General features: G+C 58.5%; 24 protein-coding genes. 11 read left to right on the forward strand and 13 right to left on the reverse strand.

Going from position 1 to position 24,797, the window contains the following annotated elements; all coding sequences use genetic code 11:
* Positions 1-11: 11 nt before the first annotated feature.
* The 5 genes from dxr to pyrH are packed head-to-tail and all read right to left on the reverse strand — an operon-like array spanning position 12 to position 4,103.
* The gene (gene dxr, locus C8265_RS01085; protein ID WP_108482121.1) at positions 12-1,184 is read right to left on the reverse strand and encodes a 1-deoxy-D-xylulose-5-phosphate reductoisomerase; all 1,173 of its coding nucleotides are present in this window, start codon (positions 1,182-1,184) and stop codon (positions 12-14) included.
* A complete protein-coding gene (locus C8265_RS01090; protein ID WP_108482122.1) occupies positions 1,181-1,969 on the reverse strand; it encodes a phosphatidate cytidylyltransferase in 789 nt (262 codons plus the stop codon). The genes dxr and C8265_RS01090 overlap by 4 nt, the downstream gene beginning before the upstream one ends.
* Positions 1,966-2,691, reverse strand: a complete 726-nt coding sequence (gene uppS / locus C8265_RS01095) for a polyprenyl diphosphate synthase (RefSeq protein ID WP_108482123.1) — start codon at positions 2,689-2,691, stop codon at positions 1,966-1,968. Before uppS ends, C8265_RS01090 begins: the two co-directional genes overlap by 4 nt.
* Positions 2,692-2,743: 52 nt before the next feature.
* Positions 2,744-3,310: a ribosome recycling factor gene (frr, locus tag C8265_RS01100; protein WP_108482124.1), complete on the reverse strand. Its 567-nt coding sequence runs from the start codon at positions 3,308-3,310 to the stop codon at positions 2,744-2,746.
* Between the two features lie 55 nt (positions 3,311-3,365).
* Positions 3,366-4,103: a UMP kinase gene (pyrH, locus tag C8265_RS01105; protein WP_108482125.1), complete on the reverse strand. Its 738-nt coding sequence runs from the start codon at positions 4,101-4,103 to the stop codon at positions 3,366-3,368.
* 84 nt (positions 4,104-4,187) lie between these two features.
* On the opposite strand from pyrH, the gene miaA reads away from it, so the two are divergent.
* The gene (miaA, locus tag C8265_RS01110; RefSeq protein WP_240610936.1) at positions 4,188-5,087 is read left to right on the forward strand and encodes a tRNA (adenosine(37)-N6)-dimethylallyltransferase MiaA; all 900 of its coding nucleotides are present in this window, start codon (positions 4,188-4,190) and stop codon (positions 5,085-5,087) included.
* A 110-nt stretch (positions 5,088-5,197) separates the two neighbouring features.
* On the forward strand, positions 5,198-6,004 hold the full coding sequence (locus tag C8265_RS01115) for a helix-turn-helix transcriptional regulator (protein WP_108482494.1): 807 nt from the start codon (positions 5,198-5,200) through the stop codon (positions 6,002-6,004).
* Positions 6,005-6,098: 94 nt separating this feature from the next.
* Here C8265_RS01115 and C8265_RS01120 read toward each other — a convergent pair whose 3' ends face one another.
* Entirely contained in the window at positions 6,099-6,371 is a 273-nt protein-coding gene (locus C8265_RS01120; RefSeq protein ID WP_108482495.1) for a DUF2312 domain-containing protein, read from the reverse strand.
* A gap of 123 nt (positions 6,372-6,494) precedes the next feature.
* Between C8265_RS01120 and C8265_RS01125 the strand changes: the two genes are divergently transcribed.
* Positions 6,495-6,710, forward strand: a complete 216-nt coding sequence (locus C8265_RS01125) for a hypothetical protein (RefSeq protein WP_108482126.1) — start codon at positions 6,495-6,497, stop codon at positions 6,708-6,710.
* Here C8265_RS01125 and C8265_RS01130 read toward each other — a convergent pair.
* Entirely contained in the window at positions 6,707-8,731 is a 2,025-nt protein-coding gene (locus C8265_RS01130; protein ID WP_108482127.1) for an enoyl-CoA hydratase-related protein, read from the reverse strand. The two genes, C8265_RS01125 and C8265_RS01130, sit on opposite strands and share 4 nt — an antisense overlap.
* A 286-nt stretch (positions 8,732-9,017) precedes the next feature.
* Between C8265_RS01130 and C8265_RS01140 the strand changes: the two genes are divergently transcribed.
* Positions 9,018-9,440, forward strand: coding sequence for a protein tyrosine phosphatase family protein (locus tag C8265_RS01140; RefSeq protein ID WP_108482129.1), 423 nt, complete (start codon positions 9,018-9,020; stop codon positions 9,438-9,440).
* On the opposite strand, the gene C8265_RS01145 is transcribed toward C8265_RS01140, so the two are convergent.
* The 5 genes from C8265_RS01145 to C8265_RS01165 all read right to left on the reverse strand — a co-directional run bounded on the left by C8265_RS01145 (position 9,437) and on the right by C8265_RS01165 (position 15,215).
* Positions 9,437-10,387 carry a FliM/FliN family flagellar motor switch protein gene (locus C8265_RS01145; protein ID WP_108482130.1) on the reverse strand — a complete coding sequence of 317 codons (951 nt, stop codon included), beginning with the start codon at positions 10,385-10,387 and terminating at the stop codon, positions 9,437-9,439. The two genes, C8265_RS01140 and C8265_RS01145, sit on opposite strands and share 4 nt — an antisense overlap.
* A gap of 82 nt (positions 10,388-10,469) precedes the next feature.
* Entirely contained in the window at positions 10,470-13,145 is a 2,676-nt protein-coding gene (locus tag C8265_RS01150; RefSeq protein WP_108482131.1) for an ATP-binding protein, read from the reverse strand.
* The gene (locus tag C8265_RS01155) at positions 13,145-13,411 is read right to left on the reverse strand and encodes a hypothetical protein (protein WP_108482132.1); all 267 of its coding nucleotides are present in this window, start codon (positions 13,409-13,411) and stop codon (positions 13,145-13,147) included. Before C8265_RS01155 ends, C8265_RS01150 begins: the two co-directional genes overlap by 1 nt.
* Position 13,412: 1 nt before the next feature.
* Positions 13,413-13,799, reverse strand: a complete 387-nt coding sequence (locus C8265_RS01160) for a response regulator transcription factor (protein WP_108482133.1) — start codon at positions 13,797-13,799, stop codon at positions 13,413-13,415.
* Positions 13,800-13,919: 120 nt separating this feature from the next.
* The gene (locus C8265_RS01165; RefSeq protein WP_108482134.1) at positions 13,920-15,215 is read right to left on the reverse strand and encodes a helix-turn-helix transcriptional regulator; all 1,296 of its coding nucleotides are present in this window, start codon (positions 15,213-15,215) and stop codon (positions 13,920-13,922) included.
* Positions 15,216-15,429: 214 nt separating this feature from the next.
* On the opposite strand from C8265_RS01165, the gene C8265_RS01170 reads away from it, so the two are divergent.
* The 7 genes from C8265_RS01170 to C8265_RS01200 all read left to right on the forward strand — a co-directional run bounded on the left by C8265_RS01170 (position 15,430) and on the right by C8265_RS01200 (position 23,901).
* Positions 15,430-16,806, forward strand: coding sequence for a substrate-binding protein (locus C8265_RS01170; RefSeq protein WP_108482135.1), 1,377 nt, complete (start codon positions 15,430-15,432; stop codon positions 16,804-16,806).
* 111 nt (positions 16,807-16,917) lie between these two features.
* A complete protein-coding gene (locus tag C8265_RS01175; protein ID WP_108482136.1) occupies positions 16,918-17,949 on the forward strand; it encodes a branched-chain amino acid ABC transporter permease in 1,032 nt (343 codons plus the stop codon).
* 4 nt (positions 17,950-17,953) lie between these two features.
* A complete protein-coding gene (locus C8265_RS01180; protein WP_108482137.1) occupies positions 17,954-19,141 on the forward strand; it encodes a branched-chain amino acid ABC transporter permease in 1,188 nt (395 codons plus the stop codon).
* A 12-nt stretch (positions 19,142-19,153) separates the two neighbouring features.
* Complete coding sequence (locus C8265_RS01185; protein WP_108482138.1) at positions 19,154-19,912, forward strand: ABC transporter ATP-binding protein; 759 nt, start codon at positions 19,154-19,156, stop codon at positions 19,910-19,912.
* Between the two features lie 12 nt (positions 19,913-19,924).
* Positions 19,925-20,674, forward strand: a complete 750-nt coding sequence (locus tag C8265_RS01190; protein WP_108482139.1) for an ABC transporter ATP-binding protein — start codon at positions 19,925-19,927, stop codon at positions 20,672-20,674.
* A gap of 18 nt (positions 20,675-20,692) precedes the next feature.
* Positions 20,693-22,642 (forward strand): acetate--CoA ligase, encoded by a 1,950-nt coding sequence (acs, locus tag C8265_RS01195; RefSeq protein WP_108482140.1) that lies wholly within the window; start codon positions 20,693-20,695, stop codon positions 22,640-22,642.
* A gap of 164 nt (positions 22,643-22,806) precedes the next feature.
* Positions 22,807-23,901 (forward strand): PRC-barrel domain-containing protein, encoded by a 1,095-nt coding sequence (locus C8265_RS01200; protein ID WP_108482141.1) that lies wholly within the window; start codon positions 22,807-22,809, stop codon positions 23,899-23,901.
* Between the two features lie 128 nt (positions 23,902-24,029).
* Here the strand turns inward: C8265_RS01200 and C8265_RS01205 are convergent, their stop codons facing one another.
* Positions 24,030-24,707 carry a DUF2270 domain-containing protein gene (locus C8265_RS01205; RefSeq protein ID WP_108482142.1) on the reverse strand — a complete coding sequence of 226 codons (678 nt, stop codon included), beginning with the start codon at positions 24,705-24,707 and terminating at the stop codon, positions 24,030-24,032.
* Positions 24,708-24,797 lie beyond the last annotated feature (90 nt).

Here is a 24,797-nt window from a genome sequence, read left to right on the forward strand (position 1 = left end):
TGTGATTATCCTTATGAGGGGCGCGCGGCAATCGCCTCGGCCGCACGTATCCGAGCCATATGGTCGGTCTGCGCCACATTATCTAGGGTCATTGCGGCATGGACAAGGCCATCTGCGGCCATTTTACCCAGGGTGTCTTCCACAATGGCGGCCATATCCAGAAATCGGATCTGTCCGTCGATGAACGCATCCAGCGCGCGTTCCTTGGCCCCGTTGAACACCGCACCCGTCAGCCCGCCCGCCTGCATCACCTCGCGGGCGAGGCGCAAGGCGGGGTAACGCGCGGGGTCTGGCGCGCGAAACGTGAACTGTCCCAGTTTGGCGAAATCCAGACGCGCCACCGGCAACGGGCGGCGGATGGGCCAATGCAGGGCAAACCCGACGGCGTGGCGCATATCGGGTGGGCCGACATGGGTCATCAACCCGCCATCGACAAACCCGACCATGGCATGCACCAATGATTCCGGGTGCACCAACGCCTCGATCTTGTCCGGGGAAACGCCGAAAAACTCATGGGTTTCAATCAGTTCCAGTGCCTTGTTGAACATGCTGGCACTGTCGATCGTAATGCGCTGTCCCATCGCCCAATTGGGATGTGCCGACGCATCGGCAAGCGTGGCTTGTGCCATTTTTTCAAGGGGCCAATCACGGAATGCGCCACCGCTGGCGGTGATGATGATGCGCTCGACCGTTGTGATATCTTCGCCAATCAGCGCCTGAAACACAGCCGAATGTTCACTGTCCACCGGCAGGATCACCGCGCCATGATCGCGCGCGGTTTGCATCAGCAAAGGCCCTGCCGTCACCAAGGATTCCTTGTTGGCCAAGGCCAGGGTCGCGCCCTGTTTCAACGCCGCCATACCCGGTGCAAGACCGGCGTGACCGACGATGGCCGACATCACCCAATCGGCCGGGCGCGCTGCCGCCTCGGTGATTGCCCCTGCCCCGGCGGCACATGCGATGCCAGTTCCGGCAAGCGCCGCGCGCAAGGCAGGCAAGTGATCTTCATAGGCGGTCACGGCAATTTCGGCGTCAAACTGGCGCGCCATCTGCGCCAACCGATCGATATTGCGCCCCCCGGTCAGGGCAACCACATCATAGGCTGCCGGATCACGCCCGATCAGATCCAATGTCGTGCCGCCAATTGACCCGGTTGCGCCGAAAATAGAAATTCGTCGTGTCATAAAACGCCCGGTGGGAAATCCACCAACTGCTCCACCAATAGCAAAAACACCGATGCGCCCAGCATTCCGTCAAACCGATCAAACAGCCCGCCATGTCCGGGCAAAAGTGACGAACTGTCTTTCACGCCAGCGCGGCGTTTTACGGCGCTTTCGGCGACATCGCCCATCTGGCTGGCCATCGAAACCGCGATGGAAATGCCAATGATCTGTAAACCGACATCGGTTTGAAGCACATAAATCCAACCCACCACGGCGGCCGCGATCCAGCCCGCAACCGTGCCCGACCAGGTTTTTTTGGGGCTGACGCGCGGCCAGAATTTTGGCCCGCCGATAAACCGCCCGGCAAAATATCCGGCGATATCGGTGACAATCACCACCAGGGCCAGCCACAACATCCAGACAAAGCCAAAATCGTTGCGCAGGATAAGAAGGCCAAACCCGGCCAACAGGATCATCACCGAGAAAATGGCGAAGGTCGCCCGGCGTTGGCGCAGTTGCCCAAACCCCACGAACGCCGGCGCCAACAAAAGCGGCAGCGCAAAGCCCGGCGGCAACAGATCCGCCACCAAAAGCGCGCCCCCCGCAATTGCGGCAATCACCAGGGCCGGCGCCTGATCGTCAAGCATGCGGGTAAGTTCCCACACCATCACGGCAGAAACCACGACAGTCAGCGCCAGAAAGAACCAACCTCCCAACCAGACACAGCCGATCCCAACCACGGCAATTACCGCGCTTGATGCGACACGAACGATCAGATCGTCCCATTGTCCGGGCTTGGACGTCATGCAGGCACAGCGCCAAATCGGCGTTCGCGTTTGCCATAACTGGTTAAAACGGTGGCAAATTCAGCGGCCGAAAAGTCGGGCCACAGGGTATTGACGAATTCATATTCCGAATAGGCGGCCTGCCACAAAAGGAAATTTGAAATCCGCGCCTCGCCCGACGTGCGGATCACCAGATCCGGATCGGGCAGAAAACAGGTATCAAGAAACCGGGCCAGAGTGGTTTCATCCACTGTTTCGGGGTCGATCCGGCCAGCCGATACCTCACGCGCCAATCTTTTGGTGGCGCGGCCCAATTCATCGCGCCCGCCGTAATTCAACGCAATCGTCAGATGCACCCGGTCATTGCCGCTGGTCAACAGCTCGATCTCGTCCATCAGTCTGCACAGTTTCGCGTCCAGTTTCACCCGGTCGCCGATGAAACGCACCCGCACACCTTCGGCCAGCAAATCACGCGCTTCCGAGGCAATATAGCGGCGAAACAGTTTCATCAGGCCGGAAACCTCGGTCTGGGTGCGTTTCCAGTTTTCAGTGCTGAAGGCAAAGATCGTCAGATATTTGACATCATGATCCGGGCAGGCGCGCACGATTTCCTTCACGCGCTTTGCGCCCGCGTGGTGCCCGAACAGGCGGGGCTTGCCGCGCGATTGTGCCCATCGCCCGTTGCCATCCATGATGACTGCGACGTGATTGGGGCCATTTTTGATCGTGGTCGTGCCGGTCATGCGTGCCTCTCCTTTTGGGTGGCATCCTGAAAATCGCGGGGCGCAGAGCGGTTTAGACCTGCATGATCTCTTCTTGCTTGTTCGCCAGTACCTTGTCGATATTCTCAATCGCGGCGTCGGTCAGGTCTTGCACTTCGGCACTCCAGACCTTGTGATCGTCTTCGGACATGCCGTTGGCCTTGGCCTTTTTCAGTTGGTCCATGCCATCGCGGCGCACGTTGCGAATGGCGACGCGGGCATCTTCGGCCCTTTGGCCGGCAACCTTGGTCAACTGAATGCGCCGCTCTTCGTTCAGCTCGGGGATCGGCAGACGGATGGTCATGCCGTCAATCACCGGGTTGATGCCCAGACCAGATTCGCGAATCGCCTTTTCGGTCTTGCCCATCAGGGTCTTGTCCCACACCGTGACGGTGACCATGCGGGGTTCGGGCACGTTGATCGTGCCCACCTGGTTGATCGGCGTCAGCTGTCCATAGGCGTCAACCATGATCGGTTCCACCATCGAGGCAGAGGCCCGCCCGGTGCGCAAAGATGCAAATTCGTGGCGCAAGGCCTCCATCGCGCCGTCCATCCGGCGCTTCAGATCATTTACATCCAGTTCGAATTCTTCGTCAGCCATAGGTCACCTTATACCGTAAGACGCGCTCAGCGCACCGCTTTTTGCGCTTATAGCGTTATCCATGCACGATTGTATAGGTGCCTTGCCCCGCCAAAATACCCCGAAATCCGCCGGGTTCATCCAATGAGAACACAACGATGGGCAATTTATTGTCACGTGCCAGGGCAATCGCGCTGGCATCCATGACTTTCAGGTTCTTGCGCAACACCTCGTCATAACTCACCCGGTCGTAACGTTTCGCCTCGGGGTGTTTGACCGGGTCCATGTCGTAAATCCCGTCTACCTTGGTGCCTTTGAAAATCGCCTCACAGGTCATTTCATTGGCGCGCAGGGTCGCCGCCGTGTCGGTGGTGAAATAGGGGTTGCCCGTGCCCGCAGCAAAGATCACGACGCGCTTTTTCTCAAGATGGCGCACGGCGCGGCGGCGGATATAGGGTTCGCAGACCTGATCCATCGGGATCGCGCTGATCACCCGGGTGTGAATGCCCAATTCTTCCAGCGCGCTTTGCATGGCAAGGGCGTTCATTACCGTCGCCAACATGCCCATATAATCGGCGGTTGTCCGCTCCATCCCTTGGGCGCTGCCTTGAAGCCCACGGAAAATGTTGCCCCCGCCGATCACCATGGCAATTTCAACGCCCAGATCATGGACCGATTTCACCTCTTGCGCGATCCGCTGTACCGTGGGCGGATGCAGGCCAAAGCCCAGATCACCCATCAGCGCCTCGCCGGAAATTTTTAACAACACACGTTTATAGGTCACCTTGTTGGTCTGTGTCTGAGCCTCGGTCATCGGATTTGCCCCATTTTGTGCTGCTGTGATTGTGCTGGCCGCCTAAATGTCGCAAAAGCGGGCGGGTTTCAACGGGGCATTGGCGTGGACGTTAACAGTATTATCGCGCAAGCCGGGCGTGACAGGCCGGTGTTGATTGCCGGACCGACAGCGTCGGGCAAATCGGCGCTGGCTTTGGCGATTGCCGAAACCGCAGGCGGCGTGATCATAAATGCCGATGCGTTACAGGTGTTTGCCAATTGGCAGGTGTTGACTGCGCGCCCCGATGCGGCGGATCTGGCCCGCGCGCCCCATGCCCTATACGGCCATGTGCCGGGCGATGCTGCCTATTCCACCGGCCATTGGTTGCGCGATGTGACCGGCCTTTTGCATGGGTCGCGGCCGATTATCGTCGGTGGCACCGGGCTTAACTTTGCCGCGCTGACCGAAGGTTTGGCCGAAATTCCACCCACCCCTGCGGATGTGCGCCAAACCGCCGATGCCATCATCGCGCAGCACGGCGCCTCGGCGCTGTTGGCCGATCTTGATCCCGCAACGCTGGCCCGGATCGACACCGCCAATCCCGCCCGCATCCAACGCGCCTGGGAGGTATGGCGCACCACCGGCACCGGCCTGGCCACCTGGCAAGACTCAACGCCGCCGCCCCACCTGGCCCTTGCCGCCACCCTGCCCGTGGTGTTGGACGCGCCGCCCGAATGGCTGAGCCCGCGAATCGGCCGGCGTTTTGATCAGATGCTTGCCCAAGGCGCGCTGGACGAAGTGCGCGCCAATGCTGCCGATTGGGATGCCCGCCGCCCCTCGTCCCGCGCCATCGGCGCGCCGGAACTTCTGGCGCATCTCAGGGGTGAGATGACATTGGATCAGGCCCGCGACGCCGCAATCATTGCCACCCGGCAATATGCAAAACGCCAGCGCACATGGTTTCGCAAGCGGATGAAAGACTGGCATCAGATTGCGGCAACCGAAATCGCAAAGCGGTCGTAATTCCGCCGAAACCGGAAACTATGTTTGACAAGGCGGGCGATTACCCTGACCTTTCTGTTTCGGGGGCCTGCCAGCGCCTGTGCATATTTCAAAGAATGGGTCTCTCTGCCATGACCGTTGTTGAACCGTCACCATTGGGTTTTCGCCTTGTTCCGCTACAACGATTTGCCCAGGGCGGGCGTTGGCGCACCGAAGCGATGCGCAGCTATTCCAGCCCGGTCTTGTATTGGTTCACCCGCGGCCAGGGCCGAATCACCATATCGGGAATCACCCGCGGTTATGGGCCCAATAACGCCATTTTGCTGCCGGCGGGCACGATGCACGGGTTTGACATGATGGGTCAGGTTTCGGGCGTTGCGCTGTTTTTCCCCCGTGAACAGGGGTTTGAAATGCCGGCTGACCCGCTGCATGTGCGCCTGCGCGATGCACACTCGCAAAGTGAAATGGCGCAGCAGATTGAAAACATCCAACGTGAATTGGAACGCGGCGCCGAGACGATGGAACGGGCGCTGAACCATCACACCGGCCTGCTGACCGTCTGGCTGGAACGTCACGCCCCGGTTCATGACGACATATCGCCCCCCGCCGACGCCCGCGCCGCCGACCGCCTGGTCGAGGCATTCACCGCGCTGCTTGAGCGGGATTTTCGCAAGGGTCAGGGTGTGGCCGATTATGCCGCCGCCCTTGGCGTGACGGCCACCCATCTGTCGCGCAGTTGCAAGGTGGCCAGTGGGCGCACGGCTTCGGCCCTGTTGCAAGACCGGGTGCATTACGAGGCGCGCAAATTGCTGCGCGACACCACCCTGCCGATCAAGGATGTCGCCGCCAACCTCGGCTTTCGATCAGCGGCCTATTTCACCCGCGCGTTTCAGCATCAGACCGGCAAAACCCCGTCGGCATTTCGCAAGGCCGATTAAAACCGCGCCGCCTGTACTTCACGCAGAGCCTTAACATTTCCGCACAACCAGTTGTTTTAATGGCATTGTCTTACATCAGACAATGCCAGAAAACTCACATACCCAAGGCTTGCATATACATTTCCAGAACCGCTTCTTCCTCGGCGATATCATCCTTGTCGCGTTTGCGCAGGGCGATGATCTTACGCATCACCTTGGTATCGTATCCCCGGCCCTTGGCCTCGGCCATGACCTCTTTTTGCGCTTCGGCGATATCTTGTTTTTCCTGCTCCAACCGCTCAAACCGTTCGATGAACTGGCGCAACTCGTCGGCGGTTACACGGTAATTGCTATCGGCGGCGGTGGGTTCTGGGGGAAGATCGCTCATGTTGGCCTCATTTGAATGTTGATTTTTTTCCATGGGTAGCTTTTGCGCGCAGCCACCGCAAGGGTTTGCGCCGCTTGTGCAGATCGTATAGGCAGCGCGCACCAGATCACAGCAGAGGGTGCCATGGATATCGTAATTTGGACGGGCGCCGCCCTGTCGGTGGTCGGATTGATCGGATTGATATATTGCATCATCTCGGGCGTGCGCGTGCGCCGCGCCGGATTGGAGGATGCGGCCCTGCGCGCGGCTTTGCAACGGCTGGTCACGGTCAACATGGCCGCGTTGCTATTGTCTGTTTTGGGTCTGATGTTGGTGATTGTCGGCATTTTTCTGGGCTAGGAAACGCGCTCTGAAAGGGGTGTGCCGTTTTTGATACAATCGTCGAAAAGCGGTGAGATAGGCGTGCCCGCACCTGCCAGCGCCAGATCCTGTTCCACCCGCACAAGGCCGCGCAGATCCGCCGCCATCATCGGGCCACCACGCCAACGCGGAAACCCCAGACGATGAACCGCCGCCACATCCACATCACCGGCCCGGCCAATCAGACCGGAATCGAGCATATGTGCCCCCGCATTCGCCAGAGCCGCAGCACAGACATGGGCAATATCGCGGCGGGCGACGCCCGACGCCCGGGGCGCGCCTGCCTCGGCCAACGCCGCCATCAGGGCGCGGGTATCTTCAGTTTCGCCGATCGGTGTGTCATCTGACCACTGCAAAAGCCCGGCCCCCGCGCGCCGTCCGGTCAACCCGCAATCAACCAAAGCATCCAGCAGCCCAAGTTCGTCCGCGCCTGTACCATGCACCGCCTTGCGATGGGCCAATACCCGATCCAGCCCACGCATATCCAGCGTCGCACAAGGTGGGTGGCGAAATCCGTAATCCATGAGGGCGGCATCGATATCCTCGGCGCTAAGCCCTGCGATCAACAAGGTTTCGATCGTGCGCTCGAACACTTCGCTCAGATGATGCACAAGGCGGCCCGGCTGATCGGCGCCACGCACCACCTGCCGCTGCAATCGGCGCACCAGGGCGAGGGCCGTGGCAACCGTATCGGGGCGCGCACCCGGCGCGGGGCAAAGTTCGGCCAACGGCCCGACATGGGCCGCGCCGGGAATATGCAAGCCAACCATGTCGTCCAAACGCGCGCCATCGCCGGCCAGATCGATGGGCGCAACCGTATCCCCCGATGCGATCAGCAAAGCGCCCGGGCGCGCCAACAAGGTGATCGCCGCCCACAGTTCCTGACGCAATGTTAGATCGTCAACTGCCGCCTCCCACACCACATCGACACTGTTCAGGTCGTCGAAACTGGCCTCGGGTTGCACGCGCAACAGGCGGGCGTCGCGCTGCTCGGCCGTCAGAGAACCGCGATCAACCGCATCGTCATACAATGATAATAGCCGTTCCAGAACAATCGCTTGCCCCGCTGTTTCCAGCTCTATCAGCAACACCTCAAGCCCGGCATTCAGACACGACAGGGCCAATTCACCCGCCCGCGCCGTGCCGCCCAAAATCGCCACACGGCTGATTGGCTGGGCGCGCCCGCCCCCCGCCTCGGGCAAGGCCCAGGCGGCGGATTCGGCCCCGGCCAAATGGCGCAACGCCCGGCTGGCGGGACTGGCGGCGCAATCGTCATAGGCTGCCTTTTCCATCGCAAGCCCCGACTCCATCGGCAACAACATCGCCGCCTCGACACAGGCCACAATCCGTTCGGCCACGTCAAGCGGAGAGCCCGCCGACGCAGTTCGCGCGCGGGCAACGGCGGCCATGAATGTGTTTGGGTCACTCAAACCGTCGCGGCGTTGCGATGTCGGACGCGGATCGGCGACAGATTTTGCCATCTCAAGGGCCGCAACCAACGGATCATCGGTAAAAGGCGCGTCCAGAAAACCCGGAAACGGCGCCCGTTCCGCGCCGTTCATCAACAAGGACAGGGCCGGTGCGGCGCCGCACAATCGTGGCAAACGTTGGGTCGCGCCCCCACGCGGCGGCAGGCCCAGACGGATACCCGGCGCACCGATTCGCGTGTCGCGCCCACCAACCCGAAAATGGCAGGCCAGCGCCAGATCCAATCCATCCCCCAACACTGCCCCTTGCAGCGCCACGATCACGGGTTTGGGGCAGTCTTGAATCTGGCGACACAGGGTCATCATGCCGGGTGCATCGCTGTTGTGGTCGGCTCCGGTGCAAAAATCCCCCCCGTCGCCTGTCAAAATCAAGGCCCGCACAGCATCATTTTTGATCGCGTCCGTCACGGCCGCAGCCAGCGCGGCGCGCAGTGATCCGGTCATGGCATTTGACGGGGGGTTGGCAAAATGGATCACCGCCACATCGCCGTGCAGATTGGTTTCTAAATCCATGCCCTCGCCCCTTTGCCCGTTTGCCACGCTGTCTTACCGTATATATTCACGATTGGCGCGGCAAATTTGCACGCCTTTTCAGGCCGCTACGATACCGGCCCGCGCCGCCACCCCATTGGCGGCAAGAATGGCAACCAATCGGAAAGAATAAAAGGCCAGAACGACCGCCCCTTTGTGGGCCAGGGCCAGAAAACGCCTTTTTTGTCGCGGCAGCCTTGCGTATATGTTGCGCGCAGATTGTGCAGACTGCAGGGCGCGAACGCTATCTGAATTTAAAGGGACCGACATGCAAATCAATGCTTTGACCGAAGACTATGCCGTTGGCGCACAAATCCAGCCCGGCGATGTGCCCGCGTTGAAAGAGGCCGGATACACCGCTGTCATCTGTAATCGCCCCGATGAAGAGGTCGCCGAACACGAAGCAAGCGCGGCAATCAAGGCAGCAGCCGAGGCGGCAGGCCTGACATTTCATTTCAACCCGGTGACAAACGGCGCGATGACCCACGAAAACGTAAACATCCAAGGCACAACCGTTGCAAACGCCACCGGGCCGGTCTTTGCCTATTGCCGGTCAGGGACACGGTCGGCCATTGTCTGGGCATTCAGCCAAGCGGGAAAACAGCCAGCCGACACTTTGATCACTGCAGCGGCACGTGGCGGGTATGATCTTTCGGGGTTACGCGGCCAATTGCAGGGCGCGCAGACCTAGAGTTTTTGCCCAAAGGCCGGTTTGCCCGTCATCAGCGCGCCAACCCCCGGCGTGGCGGCGGGCAGAACGCCGACTGGTGGCGCCTCGGGGATGTTATCCAACATCACCGCCTTGTTGCCATTGCTTTGGCCCAATCGCCCCTGAGCCAGGATTGATCCTGTGCAACTGATCAATGCGATCTGCGTCAGCGATCTGGCCGGGATCGTCAGCAGATCGCCCACTTTCCATTCTGTCACCTGCTCAATCGGAAGATGCAGTCGGGTCAGCACCGCCGACAACTGCGCCTCGGCGCCCATCAGATTGCTTTCGATCCGGGCGTTCCATTCGTGATCGGGCACATCCACCGGATCAACCTTGGGCAAGGCGGCAGGCAGGATCAGGCGCAACCGCCCACGCCGATCCCCGCCACCAAAGCTGAGCGTGATTTCCGTCATGATATGGGATTCATCGGGCAATGCCATCATCACCGACCGCCCATCCGACAGCGGCGTGGCAAACCGCATTCCAAAACAGGTTTCAGCCCCCTCCAGCCCGCTTGCATGGCCTTCAAACAGGGTCAGCGCGCGATCGAGTGGATCGGCGATCATCGCACCGTCGGTCGGGGTCGGATCCCGGGCGAGCGACGGGCGCAGCAGAACACGGCCCATGGTTTGTGCTTCGATCAAGGCGGCCAGCAATTGAACATCCAACAGCGCGACACCAAAACCATGGGCGCTTTCCAACAGCACGCCAAGATCGCCGGCACCCATCTGATCGGGCATCTCCGACGGCGCAATCGCCGTGGTTTCATGACCATCCATGGTCAGGACAAGCCCCGCCGCCTCGGAAAATCCATGCACGATCGACAGCCGCCAGGCCCGCGCCAGGGTCATCGCCTGAACGTTTGCGGGGGTTCGCACCGCCCTGAGTTTGCGCCGCAATGCGGATTGGGTCGCGCCCATGCTCATGAATGCTGACCTTCTGTCTCCAAGTTCAGTCTTTTTTGGATCAGCAAGGTTACCAAATCATGAATACATCAGAAAAAAGTGTTTATTCTGCCGCTTCGGCGTCGGCATTGGTCAACCGCCGGGGCAATGTCACGCGAAACGCAGCCCCGCCCTGCCCCGGTACATAGGTCAGTGATCCACCCAACCGCGCCGCAATTTCACGGCAGATCGCCAGCCCCAAACCGGCCCCGCCCGACGCGCGCGTATCACCAAGACGCGAGAATTTTTCAAAGATCAACGCCTGATCTTCGCTTGGAATACCGCTGCCGTTGTCAATGAAATCAATCACCGCGTGCTGTTTATTATCGCGCACCAGAATACGCAGAACCGGCGTGTCGGCGTCACAGTATTTCTGCGCGTTCGCGATCAGATTGATAAACACCTGGGCCAAGCGATCGGCATCGGTAAACAGGACCAACCGTTCCTGCAACGGCTGGCGTTCAATCCGCAAGGCCGAAGCATTCTGGCCGGTGGCGGCGATGGCGCGGTCAATGATATCGCCCAGGATCGTCACCTCGTTATAAAGGGTCACCTGGCCGCTTTCCAGAACACTGAGATCCAGCAGATCATCCAGAACGCGGGTCAGGCGCCGGGCCTCGTCGTGGATGATGCGGGAATATCGCGCGCGCGCCTCGGGCTCCATATCACCTCCATCGCGCAGGATTTCCGAAAATGCCCGGATCGATGTCATCGGAGTGCGCAATTCATGGCTGATCTGGCTTAAAAACTCGTCTTTCTGGATGCTCAGCGCGGTCAGTTTTTCATTGGCCACGCGCAACTGGCGGGCGGTGCGGCCCAACTCTTCAGATTTCGCCTCAAGTTGGTTGGAATATTCCATCATCTGCGCGGTTTCATCGGCAACGCGCATCAATTCGCTGACCGACACTGCCGATCCGCCGGTGATTTGCCCCATCATCGCATGGGCCGTGGCCGCGCCGACAGACCCGGCCAGTTCCCGCTCCAACCGCTCCAGAAATGCGCTGGTGGTGTCGGGCAGATACCCCTCTTTTCCCTGCTCCAGAGCGACCGATTGAAACAGGGCCTGGGCCTCGGCGCTGCCCAGGATGCGCTGTGACATCATCAATAAATCTTCGGCGTCGACCGTGCCGGGCGAAAACGCCCGCGCCCCGGCGGAATAGCGCAGGATGTTGACAAACTCGGCCCCTTGCAACCGCTCGACCGGATTGGGAAAGCTGAGCAGGGACAGCGCCACAAACACCCCGGTGTTCAGGGTAAGCGACCAGATCGCGGCATGCACGACACCGTCCAATCCTTCGATCCCGAACAACGCCTGTGGGCGCAACCAGCCCATGCCAAACGGCCCCTGGGCCATGGTTTGGGATGAGATCAAAACACCCTCACCGATGCCGGGCAAAAACAATGTCCAGGCCCAGACGGCAAAGCCCACAATCAACCCCGCCGCCGCCCCCAACCGGGTTGCGCCGCGCCAGAACAGCCCGCCCAACAGCGCCGGCATGATCTGTGCTGCACCGACGAATGCGATCAGGCCAATCGCCGCCAGGGCCGCGCCCCCGCCCGACATCGCATAATAGAAATAGGCAAGCGCCAGCACCGCCATGATCGCAATCCGGCGCGAGCGCAGCATCACGTTGCGCACATCACCCGACACGGTCGCGCCACCCTTGCGCGCGTTCAACCAGATCGGCATCACGATATGGTTGCTAACCATCGTGGCCAGCGCAATCGCCGCCACGATCACCATGGATGTGGCCGATGAAAACCCGCCAAGAAACACCAGTGTCGCCAACCCTTTTTGCTCAAACGCCAATGGCACGGTGAGAACAAACAGATCCGGGTTCGACCCTTCGGGCAACACGTTCAGACCGACCACCGCGATGGGCAGCACGAACAGGCTCATCAAGAACAGGTACAGTGGAAACGCCCAGGCCGCCGTTGCCAGATGGGATTCGTTTGAGTTTTCAACCACCATCACCTGAAACATGCGCGGCAAACAAATGCAGGCCGCCGCCGACAGAAATGTCAGGGTGACCCAGCGGCTCTGATCCATTTTCCAGGTTGAAATCGGGCTGTCCTCAATCATGCGAAACACGTCGCCCGGCCCGCCGGCCACGCCCCAGACGACAAAACCCCCAACCGCCAAAAGCGCGATCAGCTTTACAACCGCCTCAACCGCGATGGCGGTGACGATGCCGTGGTGGCGTTCGTCAATATCCAGGTTCCGGGTGCCGAACAAAATGGTAAACACGGCCAGACCGGCGGCAACCCAGAATGCCGTACCTTTGGCGTATCCATCGGTAAAAATCGAAAAAGACAAGGTAACCGATTGTAATTGAAGCGCAATATATGGCGTGGTAAAAACCACTGCCAAAATCGTGACCAGCACCCCCAACAGATTGGATTTGCCATAGCGCGATGAAATCAGATCCGCGATCGAGGTGATGCGTTGGGTGCGCCCGATCCGCACCAGTTTGCGCAGCAAACCCCACCATCCGATCATGACCAAGGTCGGGCCAAGGTAAATGGTCACAAATTCCAAACCCGACCGCGCGGCATAGCCAACGGCGCCATAAAACGTCCAGGCGGTGCAATAGATCGACAGCGACAGCGTATAAACCAAGGGCGAGCGAAGGATGCCCAACCGCCCCCGCAGCGCGCGTTTTTCAGCCAGAAACGCAACCGCGAACAGAAACGCGACATAGGCAAAACACGCCAAAACCAGCATGTTGAACGTCAGCATCAGCGCGTGCCGCTGTCCGGTGGGGCGGCGCGGATCAGGCGGCGTGACAAAATCCCCGCTGTCACGATAAGCAGCGTCCAGACCCCGAACAGATACAACCCGCCCACCGCGACCGAGGCATCCGCGGCCCCCGGACCAGCCCACAACATCGGCAGCATGCACAGGATAAACCCGGCAACCGGCAAAATCCGCGCGGCATCCATCAACCGGCGCCGGCGATAGGTCTGACGCTCAAGAAACAGGGGTTCGGTGGGGCGATTGGCCATGTCAGGCGCCCGGGCTTTGGGTGGCGGCGTATAACTCTTGCACGCAGGCCAACATTTCGGCGTTGGAAAACGGTTTGGTCATGAACCGGTTGGCCCCATTGCGCGCCGCCATGTCGCGGTCTTTTTGCTGACCACGGGCCGTCAGCATCAGCACCGGAATGTCGGCAGTTTTGGAATCTCCGCGCAGATCCCGCAATATTTCAAACCCCGACCGCCCCGGCAGCATGGCATCCAGCACGATCACATCAGGCACCCGCCGCGCCACCGCCGACAGCGCCGTTGCGCCATCGGCATGGGTATCGACAGACCAGCCATCGCGCGACAGGATGAATCGCACCGCTTCGATTATATTCGGCTCGTCCTCGATCAACAAAACCCGTTTTGCCATCGCACCTCCCTGGACCGGTCTTTTGACCTTGGTCGGGGCAAGTATGGCACCCTGCCCGCCCCCCTGTCAAAGCGCGTTCTGATGGCGCGGGGCGGGAAATGTCGGGCGGCAAACCGCAGATCAGGCGCTGTGTTCGGCCACGATCGCCGGTTCCCGGCGCGCGGCACAGGCCCGGCGCGGGCAAATCCGGCACGATGTGCCCACAGGATATCCCGACGCTTCGCTGTCATGGGGCAGGATCAGCATCGCCGCCGTGACCACCGGCACGCTGTCAAACCCCCCGGGATAGGCTTTGTGCGCTACCGCATAACAGGTGAACCGCGGGGTAAGTTGGCCGACCTGTTCAACAACCTGACGGATCGGCGTGTGTGGCCGTGACAGCGCCTGATACATCGGCCAAAGAGGGCACGCAGCGCCAAACCGGGGCAGCGCGAAACCATCCAGAGGTTTGCGAAAAGTCAGCGTGCCTGACCCGTCGCAAACCACCAAACCAACCGCCCGTCCGGCCCAACCATCGGGCATCGTCGCCAACCGGCGAAAAACGGTAACAAGATCGGTTTGAAACCTCTGCGCCAAATGCTGAGGATCGGTGATTTCCCCAAGTGCATCTGCCAGATCCGATAATGGGATGGTCAGGGCATCGGCGCGATATTGCGCCGCATAGGCCAACATCAGCGTCCGTGCCGACCCCGCCGCGCCATTGGGCAGAACCGCCTCAATATCCATATCCCGCACTTGGCCGTGTTCCAACGCCGCAAGATGATAGTGGTGCGCGGCCAACCACGCCTCAAGCTCTTCTTGCGGCGCGGCGATTGTGGCGTCGGCCTGTTCACCGGCATCAAGATAGCCAACCAGACTTTGCGCGCTTTCGGCCAGACGCTGACTGTCCTCAAACAGATTGCGGTGAAAGCGGGTTTGCCATTCGCGGTCAATCTCGCCGTCTTCGGCGAGAATTGCGCTGGTTGATCGAATGGCCGTGACCGTTGACAAAACATCGTGCAACGCCTCAGACAGGAACGGGTCGTGGGTCATCCGGTCTGACAAGTTTTCAACCGTGCGCTGCAATCCGGCAATGCGGCGGGCCTGTGCGATGGTCAGCCCGGCCCAATCGGGAAACCGGGCGGCGAAATCTTCGGCCTGGGCGATGTTTGGGGCACCGTCGGGGATTTGCGCCAGGGCATCGCGCAACCCCTCGATCAACGCCGCCTCGGCGCCTTGGGTCAAGGTTACAACATCCGTGGCCAGGGCGCGGGCGGCCCTGCTCAGCAGTTTTCCGCCGATTCTGCGCCGGTTGTGTTCGATCAAATTCAGATACGACGCGGAAATTTCCATCGCCTCGGCCAATGCGCCCTGTTTCATCTTCAGATCCAGCCGCCGCGCCCGAATCCGGCTGCCGGTGACTGTGGAGTTCACCATGGTAAAAAACTTGTGATTTCAGTCACTTTCTGCACCTTGTCGATAATTTATTTACAAATCCCAATCTCAACCTGTCCAAAACTTTACAGAAGTTTCGTTGAAAATGAACCCTTTGTTGCGGTCTTTTCTTGCGCCGCGCATTATGGGCGCAGTCCTGTAAAAGGACAGCCCTGGCGCAAAGCCCGGGACGAAGACATCATAAAGGGAGGACTTTATGTCTAAATCGAACTTCACACGCCGTGGGATGTTGAAAACCGGCGCGGCAACGGGCGCAGGCCTGGCGATGCCGACCATTTTCACCGGCGCTGTATGGTCGGACGGCCACACCGGGTTCACCAACGCGCCGCAGGGCGACACGGTTACCCTGGGCTTCAACGTCCCTCAATCAGGCCCCTATGCCGATGAGGGTGCGGACCAGTTGCGCGCCTATGAATTGGCGGTTGAGCATCTGAATGGCGGCGGCGATGGCGGCATGATGTCAACCTTCAGCTCAAAAGCGTTGGATGGCACCGGTATTCTGGGCAAAAAGGTGGAATATGTCACCGGCGACACCCAGACCAAATCCGATGCGGCGCGCGGTTCTGCCCGCTCAATGATTGAAAAAGACGGCGCGATCATGATCACCGGCGGTTCATCTTCGGGTGTTGCTGTGGCGGTTCAGGCATTGTGCCAGGAGGCCGGCGTTATTTTCATGGCTGGCCTGACCCATGCCAATGACACGACAGGCAAGGACAAAAAAGCCAACGGTTTCCGCCACTTCTTTAACTCGTACATGTCGGGTGCCGCTTTGGCGCCGGTGTTGGGCAAACAGTATGGCATGGATCGCAAGGCCTATCACCTGACGGCCGATTATAACTGGGGCTATACCACAGAACAGGCCGTGCGTGAATCAACCGAGGCAATGGGTTGGGAAACTGTGAATTCGGTCCTGACACCGCTGACCCAAACCGATTTCTCATCCTACATTGCGCCGGTGTTGAATTCAGGGGCCGATGTTCTGGTTCTGAACCATTACGGTGGCAACATGGTCAATTCGCTGACCAACGCGGTGCAGTTCGGCCTGCGCGAAGCATCGGCCAACGGCAAGAACTTTGAAATCGTCGTCCCGCTGTATTCCGAGCTGATGGCACGCGGTGCCGGGGCCAACATCAAAGGCATCTTTGGCTCGCAAAACTGGGATTGGAAACTGGAAAACCAATTGGGCGCCCGTTACACCGGCACCAATGCGTTTGTGCAATCGTTCGGCACGAAATACGGCTTCCCACCGTCGCAGGCGGCCCACACCGGATATGTTCAGGCGATGCTGTACGCCGATGCCGTTTCGCGCGCCGGGTCGTTCAACCCGTGTGCCGTAGCAGAAGCATTGGAAGATTTCGAATTCGATGGTCTGGGCAACGGCCCGACCCTGTATCGCGGCGCCGATCACCAGTGTTTCAAAGACGTGGTCGTGGTGAAGGGTGCAGAAAACCCCGAAAACGAATTCGATCTGGTGGAGATCGTCGAAGTCACCCCAGCCGAGCAAGTGACCTATGCCCCCGATCATCCGCAGTTTGCCGGTGGCTCGTTGGGCGAATGTAACCCAGGCGCCTAAACGCCCCGGTTCACCCAATCCTGACATGACCAAAGGCGCGCGTTTCGCGCCTTTGGCCCCTTTGCCACCCCTTTGGGGGATCGGCCCCCTATATGACAAAGGTGGAGAACGATGGACGCCATCATCCTGCAAATTCTGAACGGTCTGGACAAAGGCAGCGCCTATGCGCTGATCGCTTTGGGTCTGACCCTGATTTTCGGCACCCTGGGCGTGGTGAATTTTGCCCATGGGGCGCTGTTCATGCTGGGCGCGTTTTGCGCCGTGACCCTCAGCCGGCTTCTCAATACATCCTACACGGTGATCGATGAAAGCCGCACCGATTTTCTGGGCAACCCGATGAAGGTGGACATGCCCTATGTGATGGATTGGTTCGGCCCCGAAGCGGGGGCCGCGATCATTGACTGGTCTGTGCCCCTGTCGATCGTATTCGCCATTCCGGTGATGATTGCCATCGGTGTGATCATGGAACGCGGGCTGATCAAACATTTTTACAAACGTCCCCATGCCGACCAGATTCTGGTCACATTCGGCCTCGCCATCGTGTTGCAGGAAGTGATCAAATTCTACTTTGGTGCCAACCCAATTCCGACACCGGCGCCCGCCGCCTTTGCCGGATCGTTCGATTTCGGGGTGCTGATCGGGTTTGATGCAGGCAGCATCATTTACCCCTACTGGCGGCTTGTCTATTTTGCCTTTGCCATGGTCGTGGTTGCCGCTGTGTTTGCCTTTTTGCAATTCACCACCTTTGGCATGGTTGTGCGCGCCGGCATGGCCGACCGCGAAACCGTGGGTCTGTTGGGCATCAATATCGACAAACGGTTCACCATCATGTTCGGCATCGCCGCCGCCGTGGCCGGGGTGGCCGGGGTGATGTATACCCCGATCATTTCGCCCAATTACCACATGGGCATGGATTTTCTGGTTCTGTCGTTTGTGGTTGTTGTTGTCGGCGGCATGGGGTCATTGCCCGGTGCGGTTGCGGCAGGTTTCCTTTTGGGAATTCTGGAATCGCTCGCCTCGATGGGCTGGGTGATCGATCTGATCCCGGGCATCAACCAAATCATCATTTATCTTGTGGCCATCGTCATTCTGCTTACCCGGCCCCGTGGCCTGTTGGGCCGCAAAGGCGTGATGGAGGACTAATCCAATGCTTGGACTGAATTCAAAAGACTTTCGCCTGTTGCTCATCGTGTTGGGCCTGACCATGTTGGCGCCATTCATCCTGAACCCTTTTCCCGAAAGCAGCGAATTGGCCCAATTCAACGCCGGATATCCGGATTTGATGCAGCGTTTCGTGATCTTTGGTATCTTTGCCATCGGGTTCAACATCCTGTTCGGCCTGACCGGATACCTTTCCTTCGGACATGCCGCGTTTCTGGGCGTGGGTTCATACGCCGCGATCTGGATGATGAAACTGCTGACGATGAACGTGATCCCGGCGATCATCATGGCGATCGTGTTTGCCGGCCTGTTCGCCCTGCTTGTGGGATGGATCAGCTTGCGCCGCTCGGGCATTTACTTTTCGATCCTCACCCTGGCCTTTGCGCAGATGTCATATGCCCTGGCCTATTCCGTCCTTACCCCGATTACGGGCGGTGAAACCGGGTTGCAGGCGAAAACCTTTGATCCGCGGATCTTGGATGGCAATGCGGGCGAATTGGGCCGCGCCAACCTGTTCGGTCTGGAAATGAGCAGCAGTTATGAGCTGAACCTTGGCGCTTGGGAGTTTACCTTTAACACCGGGTATTATGTGGCCGCCGTTGTTTTGCTGATCGGGTTCTACATGTCGATCCGCATCTTTCGCTCGCCGTTTGGGATGATGCTGCGTGCCGTCAAATCAAACCAGCAGCGGATGAATTACACCGGCCTGAACACCCGCCCCTATACATTGGCCGCATTTGTGATTTCGGGCATGTATGCCGGTCTGGCCGGTGGTTTGATGGTGGCGATGGATACCCAGGTCGGCCCCGAGCGGATGTTCTGGACCGCCTCGGGCGAGGTGGTTCTGATGACCATTCTGGGCGGGGCTGGTACGTTGATCGGCCCGGTTCTGGGCGCGGGTCTGATCAAATACATGGAAAACATCATTTCCAAGATCAATGAATCGATCCTGCATCAGTGGTTTGCATTCATGCCTGACGGGCTTGAGGATCTGCTGATTTCTCTGATCTATCCGTTCATCGGCAAAGGCTGGCATTTGACCTTGGGTCTGGTGTTCATGCTGGTGGTGATTTTCCTTCCCGGTGGATTGGTGCAGGGCGGGCAAAAGGTGGCGGGCCTGTTCCGCCGCAAAAAGGCCGAAAAATCCGCAACCGCCACCAAACCCGCAGAATAAGGAGCCACGCATATGGGCATTCTCGAAGTTAAAAATGTGGGCAAACGGTTTGGCGGGCTCAAGGCGCTGGACAATGTTAACCTGAACGTGATGGAAAACACGGTACATGCGATTATCGGCCCGAACGGGGCCGGTAAATCGACCCTGCTGAATTGTCTGATCGGAAAACTTATCCCCGATACCGGATCGGTCATGTTTGACGGACAATCGGTATTGGGCCGCAAACCCCACGAAATCAACCAGATGGGCATTTCGCGGGTGTTTCAGACGCCCGAAATCTTTGGCGATCTGACCGTGTTTGAAAACGTGATGATCCCGATTTTCGCTAAACGGGATGGCGCGTTTCGGATGCATGCCTATGAACATATGATGGATGAAAAAGACATCGTCGCCGAAACCGAAAAAATGTTGATCGATGTGAACATGATCGAAAAACGCCATGAACACGCGGCGTCCCTGTCGCGCGGTGACAAGCGGCGTCTGGAAATGGCGATGTGTCTGAGCCAACAACCCAAACTGTTGTTGCTGGATGAACCGACCGCCGGCATGGCCCGCGCCGATACCAACAATACCATTGATTTGTTGAAAGAAATCAAGGCATCGCGCGACATCACCATGTGCATCATCGAACATGACATGCATGTGGTGTTTTCATTGGCCGAACGGATTACCGTGTTGGCCCAGGGCACGCCATTGGTCGAAGACACGCCGGAAAACATCAAAGGCCACCCCAAGGTACGCGAAGCATACCTTGGCGAAGCGGCCGTGTAAAAGGATACGCACATGAACGCCCCCTTTAACAAACACGCCAACAACGCCGCCACCCACCCCGCTTTTTTGTCGATCTGGGATATTCATGCCTATTATGGCGAAAGCTATATCGTGCAAGGTATCAGTTTCAACATTCACGAGGGTGAAATCCTCGCCCTGTTGGGGCGCAACGGGGCGGGCAAAACCACGACCCTGCGCACCATCGCGCGAATGGACAATCCCGAACTGCAGCGCGGTGAAATCTGGCTGGATCACCAACCGCTCCACCAGATGAAATCATATCAGGCCAGCGCCCATGGCATTGCCCTGGTGCCCGAAGACCGCTGCATCATTCCCGGGCTCACGGTCGAGGAAAACCTGAAACTGGCACAGATCGCGCCGCCCATGGGCTGGTCGATCGAACGGGTGTATGACCTGTTTCCGCGCCTGCGCGAACGGCGCAAACAGGATGGCATCACCCTGTCGGGGGGCGAACAGCAGATGTTGGCCATTGCCCGCGCCCTGTGCCGCGATATCAAGGTATTGCTGCTGGACGAACCCTATGAGGGGCTGGCCCCCGTGATCGTACAGGAAATCGCCAAAACCCTGGGCATCATCCGCGATCAGGGCATCACCACTGTGATCGTTGAACAAAATGCCGTTGCCGCGTTGAAACTGGCCGATCGGGCGGTGATACTGGACTCGGGGATGGTCGTGTACGATGGTTCCGCAGAAGAGGTGTTGAACAACGAAAAACTTCGCGCCGAATACCTCGCGATCTAAAGCAAAGTTGAGAGTGATATGACCGATACAACCTATCCCCCCTCGCCCGAATTCGCCGCCGCATCCCACGCCGACCGGGCCAAGTACGAAGAGATGTACAAGGCCAGCATCGACAACCCCGAAGCATTCTGGGCCGAACACGGCAAACGTATCGATTGGATGACGCCCTATACCAAGGTGAAGAACGTCAGCTATGATTTTGGCGCGGTGTCGATTCGGTGGTTTGAAGACGGCGGTCTGAACGTCGCGGCCAATTGCATTGATCGCCACCTGAAAGACCGGGGTGATCAGACCGCGATCATCTGGGAACCCGACAGCGCCGATGACGAAGCACAACACATCACCTATCAACAGTTGCATTCGCACGTCTGCAAATTTGCCAATGTGCTGAAAGATCTGGGCGTGAAAAAGGGTGATCGTGTCGTGCTGTATATGCCGATGATCCCCCAGGCCGCCTATGCGATGTTGGCCTGTGCGCGTATCGGGGCGGTGCATTCCATTGTTTTTGCAGGGTTTTCTGCCGATGCTTTGGCCGCGCGCATTGCTGGCTGCAACGCCAAGGTGGTGATCACCGCCGATGGCGCGCCACGTGGCGGCCGGGTCACCAACCTCAAGGACAACGTGAATCAGGCGATGATCAACGTGATGCACGAGGTGAAATGCCTGTGCATCAAACGCACCGGTCAACAGATCGCCTGGCGCGGAACCGGTGATTACTGGCTGCACGAAATGGAGGAAAACGTTTCAAACGATTGTCCGCCCGTGGAAATGAACGCCGAAGATCCGTTGTTCATTCTTTATACTTCGGGGTCGACCGGTCAGCCAAAAGGCGTGGTGCATACCAGCGGGGGCTATATCGTCTATGCCTCGATGACCCATGAATATACGTTCGATTATCACAAGGGCGATGTGTTCTGGTGTACCGCCGATGTGGGTTGGGTGACGGGCCACAGCTATATCGTTTATGGCCCTCTGGCCAATGGCGCGACAACGTTGATGTTTGAAGGCGTGCCAACCTATCCCGATGCCGGGCGGTTTTGGGCGGTGTGCGAAAAACATAAGGTATCACAGTTCTATACCGCCCCCACTGCCATCCGTGCATTGATGGCCCATGGCAAGGATGTCGTCGCCAAATACGATCTTTCCTCGATCAAGGTTCTGGGCACCGTCGGCGAGCCGATCAATCCCGAGGCATGGAATTGGTATAACGAGGTCGTGGGCAAAGGCCGCTGCCCGATTGTCGACACCTGGTGGCAAACCGAAACCGGCGGGCATTTGCTGACCCCTCTGCCCGGTGCAACGGCCACCAAACCCGGATCGGCCACATTGCCGTTTTTTGGCATCAAACCGGTCATCCTTGAGGCAACCACAGGCGAGGAAATCCACGATAATCCCGCCGAGGGCGTGCTGTGCATCGCCGACAGCTGGCCAGGCCAGATGCGCACGGTTTATGGCGATCATGAAAGGTTCGAAAATACCTATTTTTCCGATTACAAAGGGTATTATTTCACCGGCGATGGCTGCAAGCGCGATGCCGATGGATATTACTGGATCACCGGTCGGGTTGATGATGTGATCAACGTATCAGGCCACCGCATGGGCACCGCCGAGGTTGAATCGGCCCTTGTTGCCCATGAAACCGTGGCCGAGGCGGCGGTGGTTGGATACCCCCACGCCCTGAAGGGCCAAGGGATATATGCCTATGTGACCCTGATGAACGGCATCGAGCCATCGGATGAGTTGCGCACAACCCTTGAAAAATGGGTGCGCCACGAAATTGGCCCGATTGCAAAACCCGATATGATCCAATGGGCGCCGGGCCTGCCAAAAACCCGCAGCGGCAAGATCATGCGCCGGATTTTGCGCAAGATCGCCGAAAACGATCACACCACTTTGGGCGATACCTCCACCTTGGCCGATCCGTCGGTGGTGGACGATTTGATCGAAAATCGAATGAATCGCGCCTAAGAGGCACGAAATGCGCGAAGGGGGAACCATATCGCCCTTTCGCACATTGACTCGTTTGTGGCCGCGAAAACAATCATAACCTGTTGATTTTTTGGGAGATATTTCGGAACACATCTATCCTTATCACCGTTTAGTGATCAGAACAGTGAATAAGGATAGCAACAATGACCATTAAAACACTTTTGATGACCTCCGCCGCTTCGCTCAGCCTGATGGCCGGTGTTGCCCAAGCGCAAACCGTCACCGATGAGCCGGTAATGGACGGCCAAATCATCGTTGAGCAAGACGACCCAACCGTAAGCGTGACCGTGCCGGAACCAACCGTTACCGTCGATCGCGCACAGCCCGAAGTGACTGTGGAGCAGCCTCAGCCCGAAATCACCGTGACACAACAAGCACCAAACGTGAAGGTGCAGCAACGTGCGCCGATCATTACCGTAGAGCAAGCACAACCTGTGGTAACTGTACGCATCCCCGAACCCATCGTCACGATCCGCATGCCCGAACCAGATGTGGCCGTGTCCCAAGGTGAACCAAGCGTCGCCGTTGAACAGCCAGAGCCGGTGGTTCGGTTTGTGCGTCCAGAACCGAAAATCGTTGTCGAAGAATCACAACCGCAAATCGAGGTGGTCGCCGCCGAACCAGAAGTCCGGATGAGTGACGCGGGCGAGCCGATTGTAAAAATTGACCAGGCCGAGGCAGACGTAAATCTGCAAACCTCGGGCGAGGCAGTGGTGGATGTTGAAACAGCCGATGCAGAAGTGAATATCGACCCCGCCGACGAAGCCCAAGTGAACGTTCAGCAGTCCGACGCCGAGATACTGATCGAAGATCCGCTGCAAGACGGTACTTTGGAAAAGGGCACGATGCAGAAAACAGAAGAGGCCGCCGCCGTTGATCGTGAAGTTACCGAACCTGATCTTGAGGAAAGAACCGGCGTGATGATGGCAGATACGCCCGCTGTTCAGGGGTATCGCATCATTGAAGTTGATGAATTGACCACCGAAGAGCTGACAGGTGCCCGGGTTTACGATCAAAACGATAAATGGGTTGGCGAAGTGTCCGAGCTGCTGATCGAGGGGGACCAAGTCACCGACGCGGTCGTTGATGTTGGTGGTTTCCTGGGCCTTGGCGAAAAACCGGTTTTGGTTGGTCTTGACAATCTTTCGTTTCAGCAAGGCGAAGACACAGTCGGCGAAGTTCGTGTATTTACAATCATGACCGAAGAAGAATTGAAATCATTGCCTGCCTACGAATGATCTCGTTAACTATGTCTTAACTAAAGGGGGCCGAGGTTCCGGCCTCCTTTTCCTTTGCCGTTTCGAACCGTATCAGCTGGGATACAGGTCTGGTTTTCAACAGTCTTGGCAAAACATTACCGCGTGAATTACCCCATGCTGGATCGTTCGGGGCTGCGCCGGGCGCGGCGTTTATCGTCGTTCCAGCTCCAGAATGCGAAAAGTCCCAAGGCCAGGCAATAAGCCGCCCCAAAACCCAAAACGTAAGTTCCATCAATCGGGCCAATCGCCGCCCGCTCAAACAGTTGGTCATACCCGGTCAACGGGCCGGGATGCACAATCAGTTTGCCCATATAGGCCCCGGTTTGGATCAGCAGTATCCAGAAATAATTGCGACGAATACGCCGCCCAATCGCCACAAACATCGACACGTGATAGCGCGGCTTCCAATAATCTTCGGCCAGAATCCGTTGCCAGCCCTCTTCCATATGCAGATCACCGTCGTGCAGCATGGGGGCAAAGAAATGCACCTCCAACCAACGGCAGCGCGCGCGCCAGACGTTGAAATACCGGTATCGCCGGGCCTCAAGCATCAGGAAAAACATAATCAGAACTCCCACCAGGATCAGCGGCAGCGCCGATGCGTCGGGGTCGGAAAACGCCAGCGACAGCGCAATTCCCAAAGTAACAACCGCCCAGTTTGTCGTCGTATCCAACCGGGTGCGCCAGATGGTCGAGCGGTACACTTCTCCCCGGTACAAATGCGCGATGGCGCCAATTTCGGCGGCGTCCAACTGTTTGCGCTCTTCCAAACTTCCCGACGACATAAATCCTCCGTTTTCCCACTCAACGATGACACGCAATCAAACCCAAAATCAACGGCCCCGGATCGCGGATGAAAAAAGGGCGCCCCCAGT

Source organism: Oceaniglobus ichthyenteri (assembly GCF_003057885.1).
GTDB classification, from domain to species: domain Bacteria; phylum Pseudomonadota; class Alphaproteobacteria; order Rhodobacterales; family Rhodobacteraceae; genus Oceaniglobus; species Oceaniglobus ichthyenteri.

Coding starts and splice junctions, on each gene's coding strand:
- dxr (WP_108482121.1), bottom strand. CDS start 1,184: ATGACACGACGAATTTCTATTTTCGGCGCAACCGGGTCAATTGGCGGC.
- C8265_RS01090 (WP_108482122.1), bottom strand. CDS start 1,969: ATGACGTCCAAGCCCGGACAATGGGACGATCTGATCGTTCGTGTCGCA.
- uppS (WP_108482123.1), bottom strand. CDS start 2,691: ATGACCGGCACGACCACGATCAAAAATGGCCCCAATCACGTCGCAGTC.
- frr (WP_108482124.1), bottom strand. CDS start 3,310: ATGGCTGACGAAGAATTCGAACTGGATGTAAATGATCTGAAGCGCCGG.
- pyrH (WP_108482125.1), bottom strand. CDS start 4,103: ATGACCGAGGCTCAGACACAGACCAACAAGGTGACCTATAAACGTGTG.
- C8265_RS01115 (WP_108482494.1), top strand. CDS start 5,198: ATGACCGTTGTTGAACCGTCACCATTGGGTTTTCGCCTTGTTCCGCTA.
- C8265_RS01120 (WP_108482495.1), bottom strand. CDS start 6,371: ATGAGCGATCTTCCCCCAGAACCCACCGCCGCCGATAGCAATTACCGT.
- C8265_RS01125 (WP_108482126.1), top strand. CDS start 6,495: ATGGATATCGTAATTTGGACGGGCGCCGCCCTGTCGGTGGTCGGATTG.
- C8265_RS01130 (WP_108482127.1), bottom strand. CDS start 8,731: ATGGATTTAGAAACCAATCTGCACGGCGATGTGGCGGTGATCCATTTT.
- C8265_RS01140 (WP_108482129.1), top strand. CDS start 9,018: ATGCAAATCAATGCTTTGACCGAAGACTATGCCGTTGGCGCACAAATC.
- C8265_RS01145 (WP_108482130.1), bottom strand. CDS start 10,387: ATGAGCATGGGCGCGACCCAATCCGCATTGCGGCGCAAACTCAGGGCG.
- C8265_RS01150 (WP_108482131.1), bottom strand. CDS start 13,145: ATGCTGACGTTCAACATGCTGGTTTTGGCGTGTTTTGCCTATGTCGCG.
- C8265_RS01155 (WP_108482132.1), bottom strand. CDS start 13,411: ATGGCCAATCGCCCCACCGAACCCCTGTTTCTTGAGCGTCAGACCTAT.
- C8265_RS01160 (WP_108482133.1), bottom strand. CDS start 13,799: ATGGCAAAACGGGTTTTGTTGATCGAGGACGAGCCGAATATAATCGAA.
- C8265_RS01165 (WP_108482134.1), bottom strand. CDS start 15,215: ATGGTGAACTCCACAGTCACCGGCAGCCGGATTCGGGCGCGGCGGCTG.
- C8265_RS01170 (WP_108482135.1), top strand. CDS start 15,430: ATGTCTAAATCGAACTTCACACGCCGTGGGATGTTGAAAACCGGCGCG.
- C8265_RS01175 (WP_108482136.1), top strand. CDS start 16,918: ATGGACGCCATCATCCTGCAAATTCTGAACGGTCTGGACAAAGGCAGC.
- C8265_RS01180 (WP_108482137.1), top strand. CDS start 17,954: ATGCTTGGACTGAATTCAAAAGACTTTCGCCTGTTGCTCATCGTGTTG.
- C8265_RS01185 (WP_108482138.1), top strand. CDS start 19,154: ATGGGCATTCTCGAAGTTAAAAATGTGGGCAAACGGTTTGGCGGGCTC.
- C8265_RS01190 (WP_108482139.1), top strand. CDS start 19,925: ATGAACGCCCCCTTTAACAAACACGCCAACAACGCCGCCACCCACCCC.
- acs (WP_108482140.1), top strand. CDS start 20,693: ATGACCGATACAACCTATCCCCCCTCGCCCGAATTCGCCGCCGCATCC.
- C8265_RS01200 (WP_108482141.1), top strand. CDS start 22,807: ATGACCATTAAAACACTTTTGATGACCTCCGCCGCTTCGCTCAGCCTG.
- C8265_RS01205 (WP_108482142.1), bottom strand. CDS start 24,707: ATGTCGTCGGGAAGTTTGGAAGAGCGCAAACAGTTGGACGCCGCCGAA.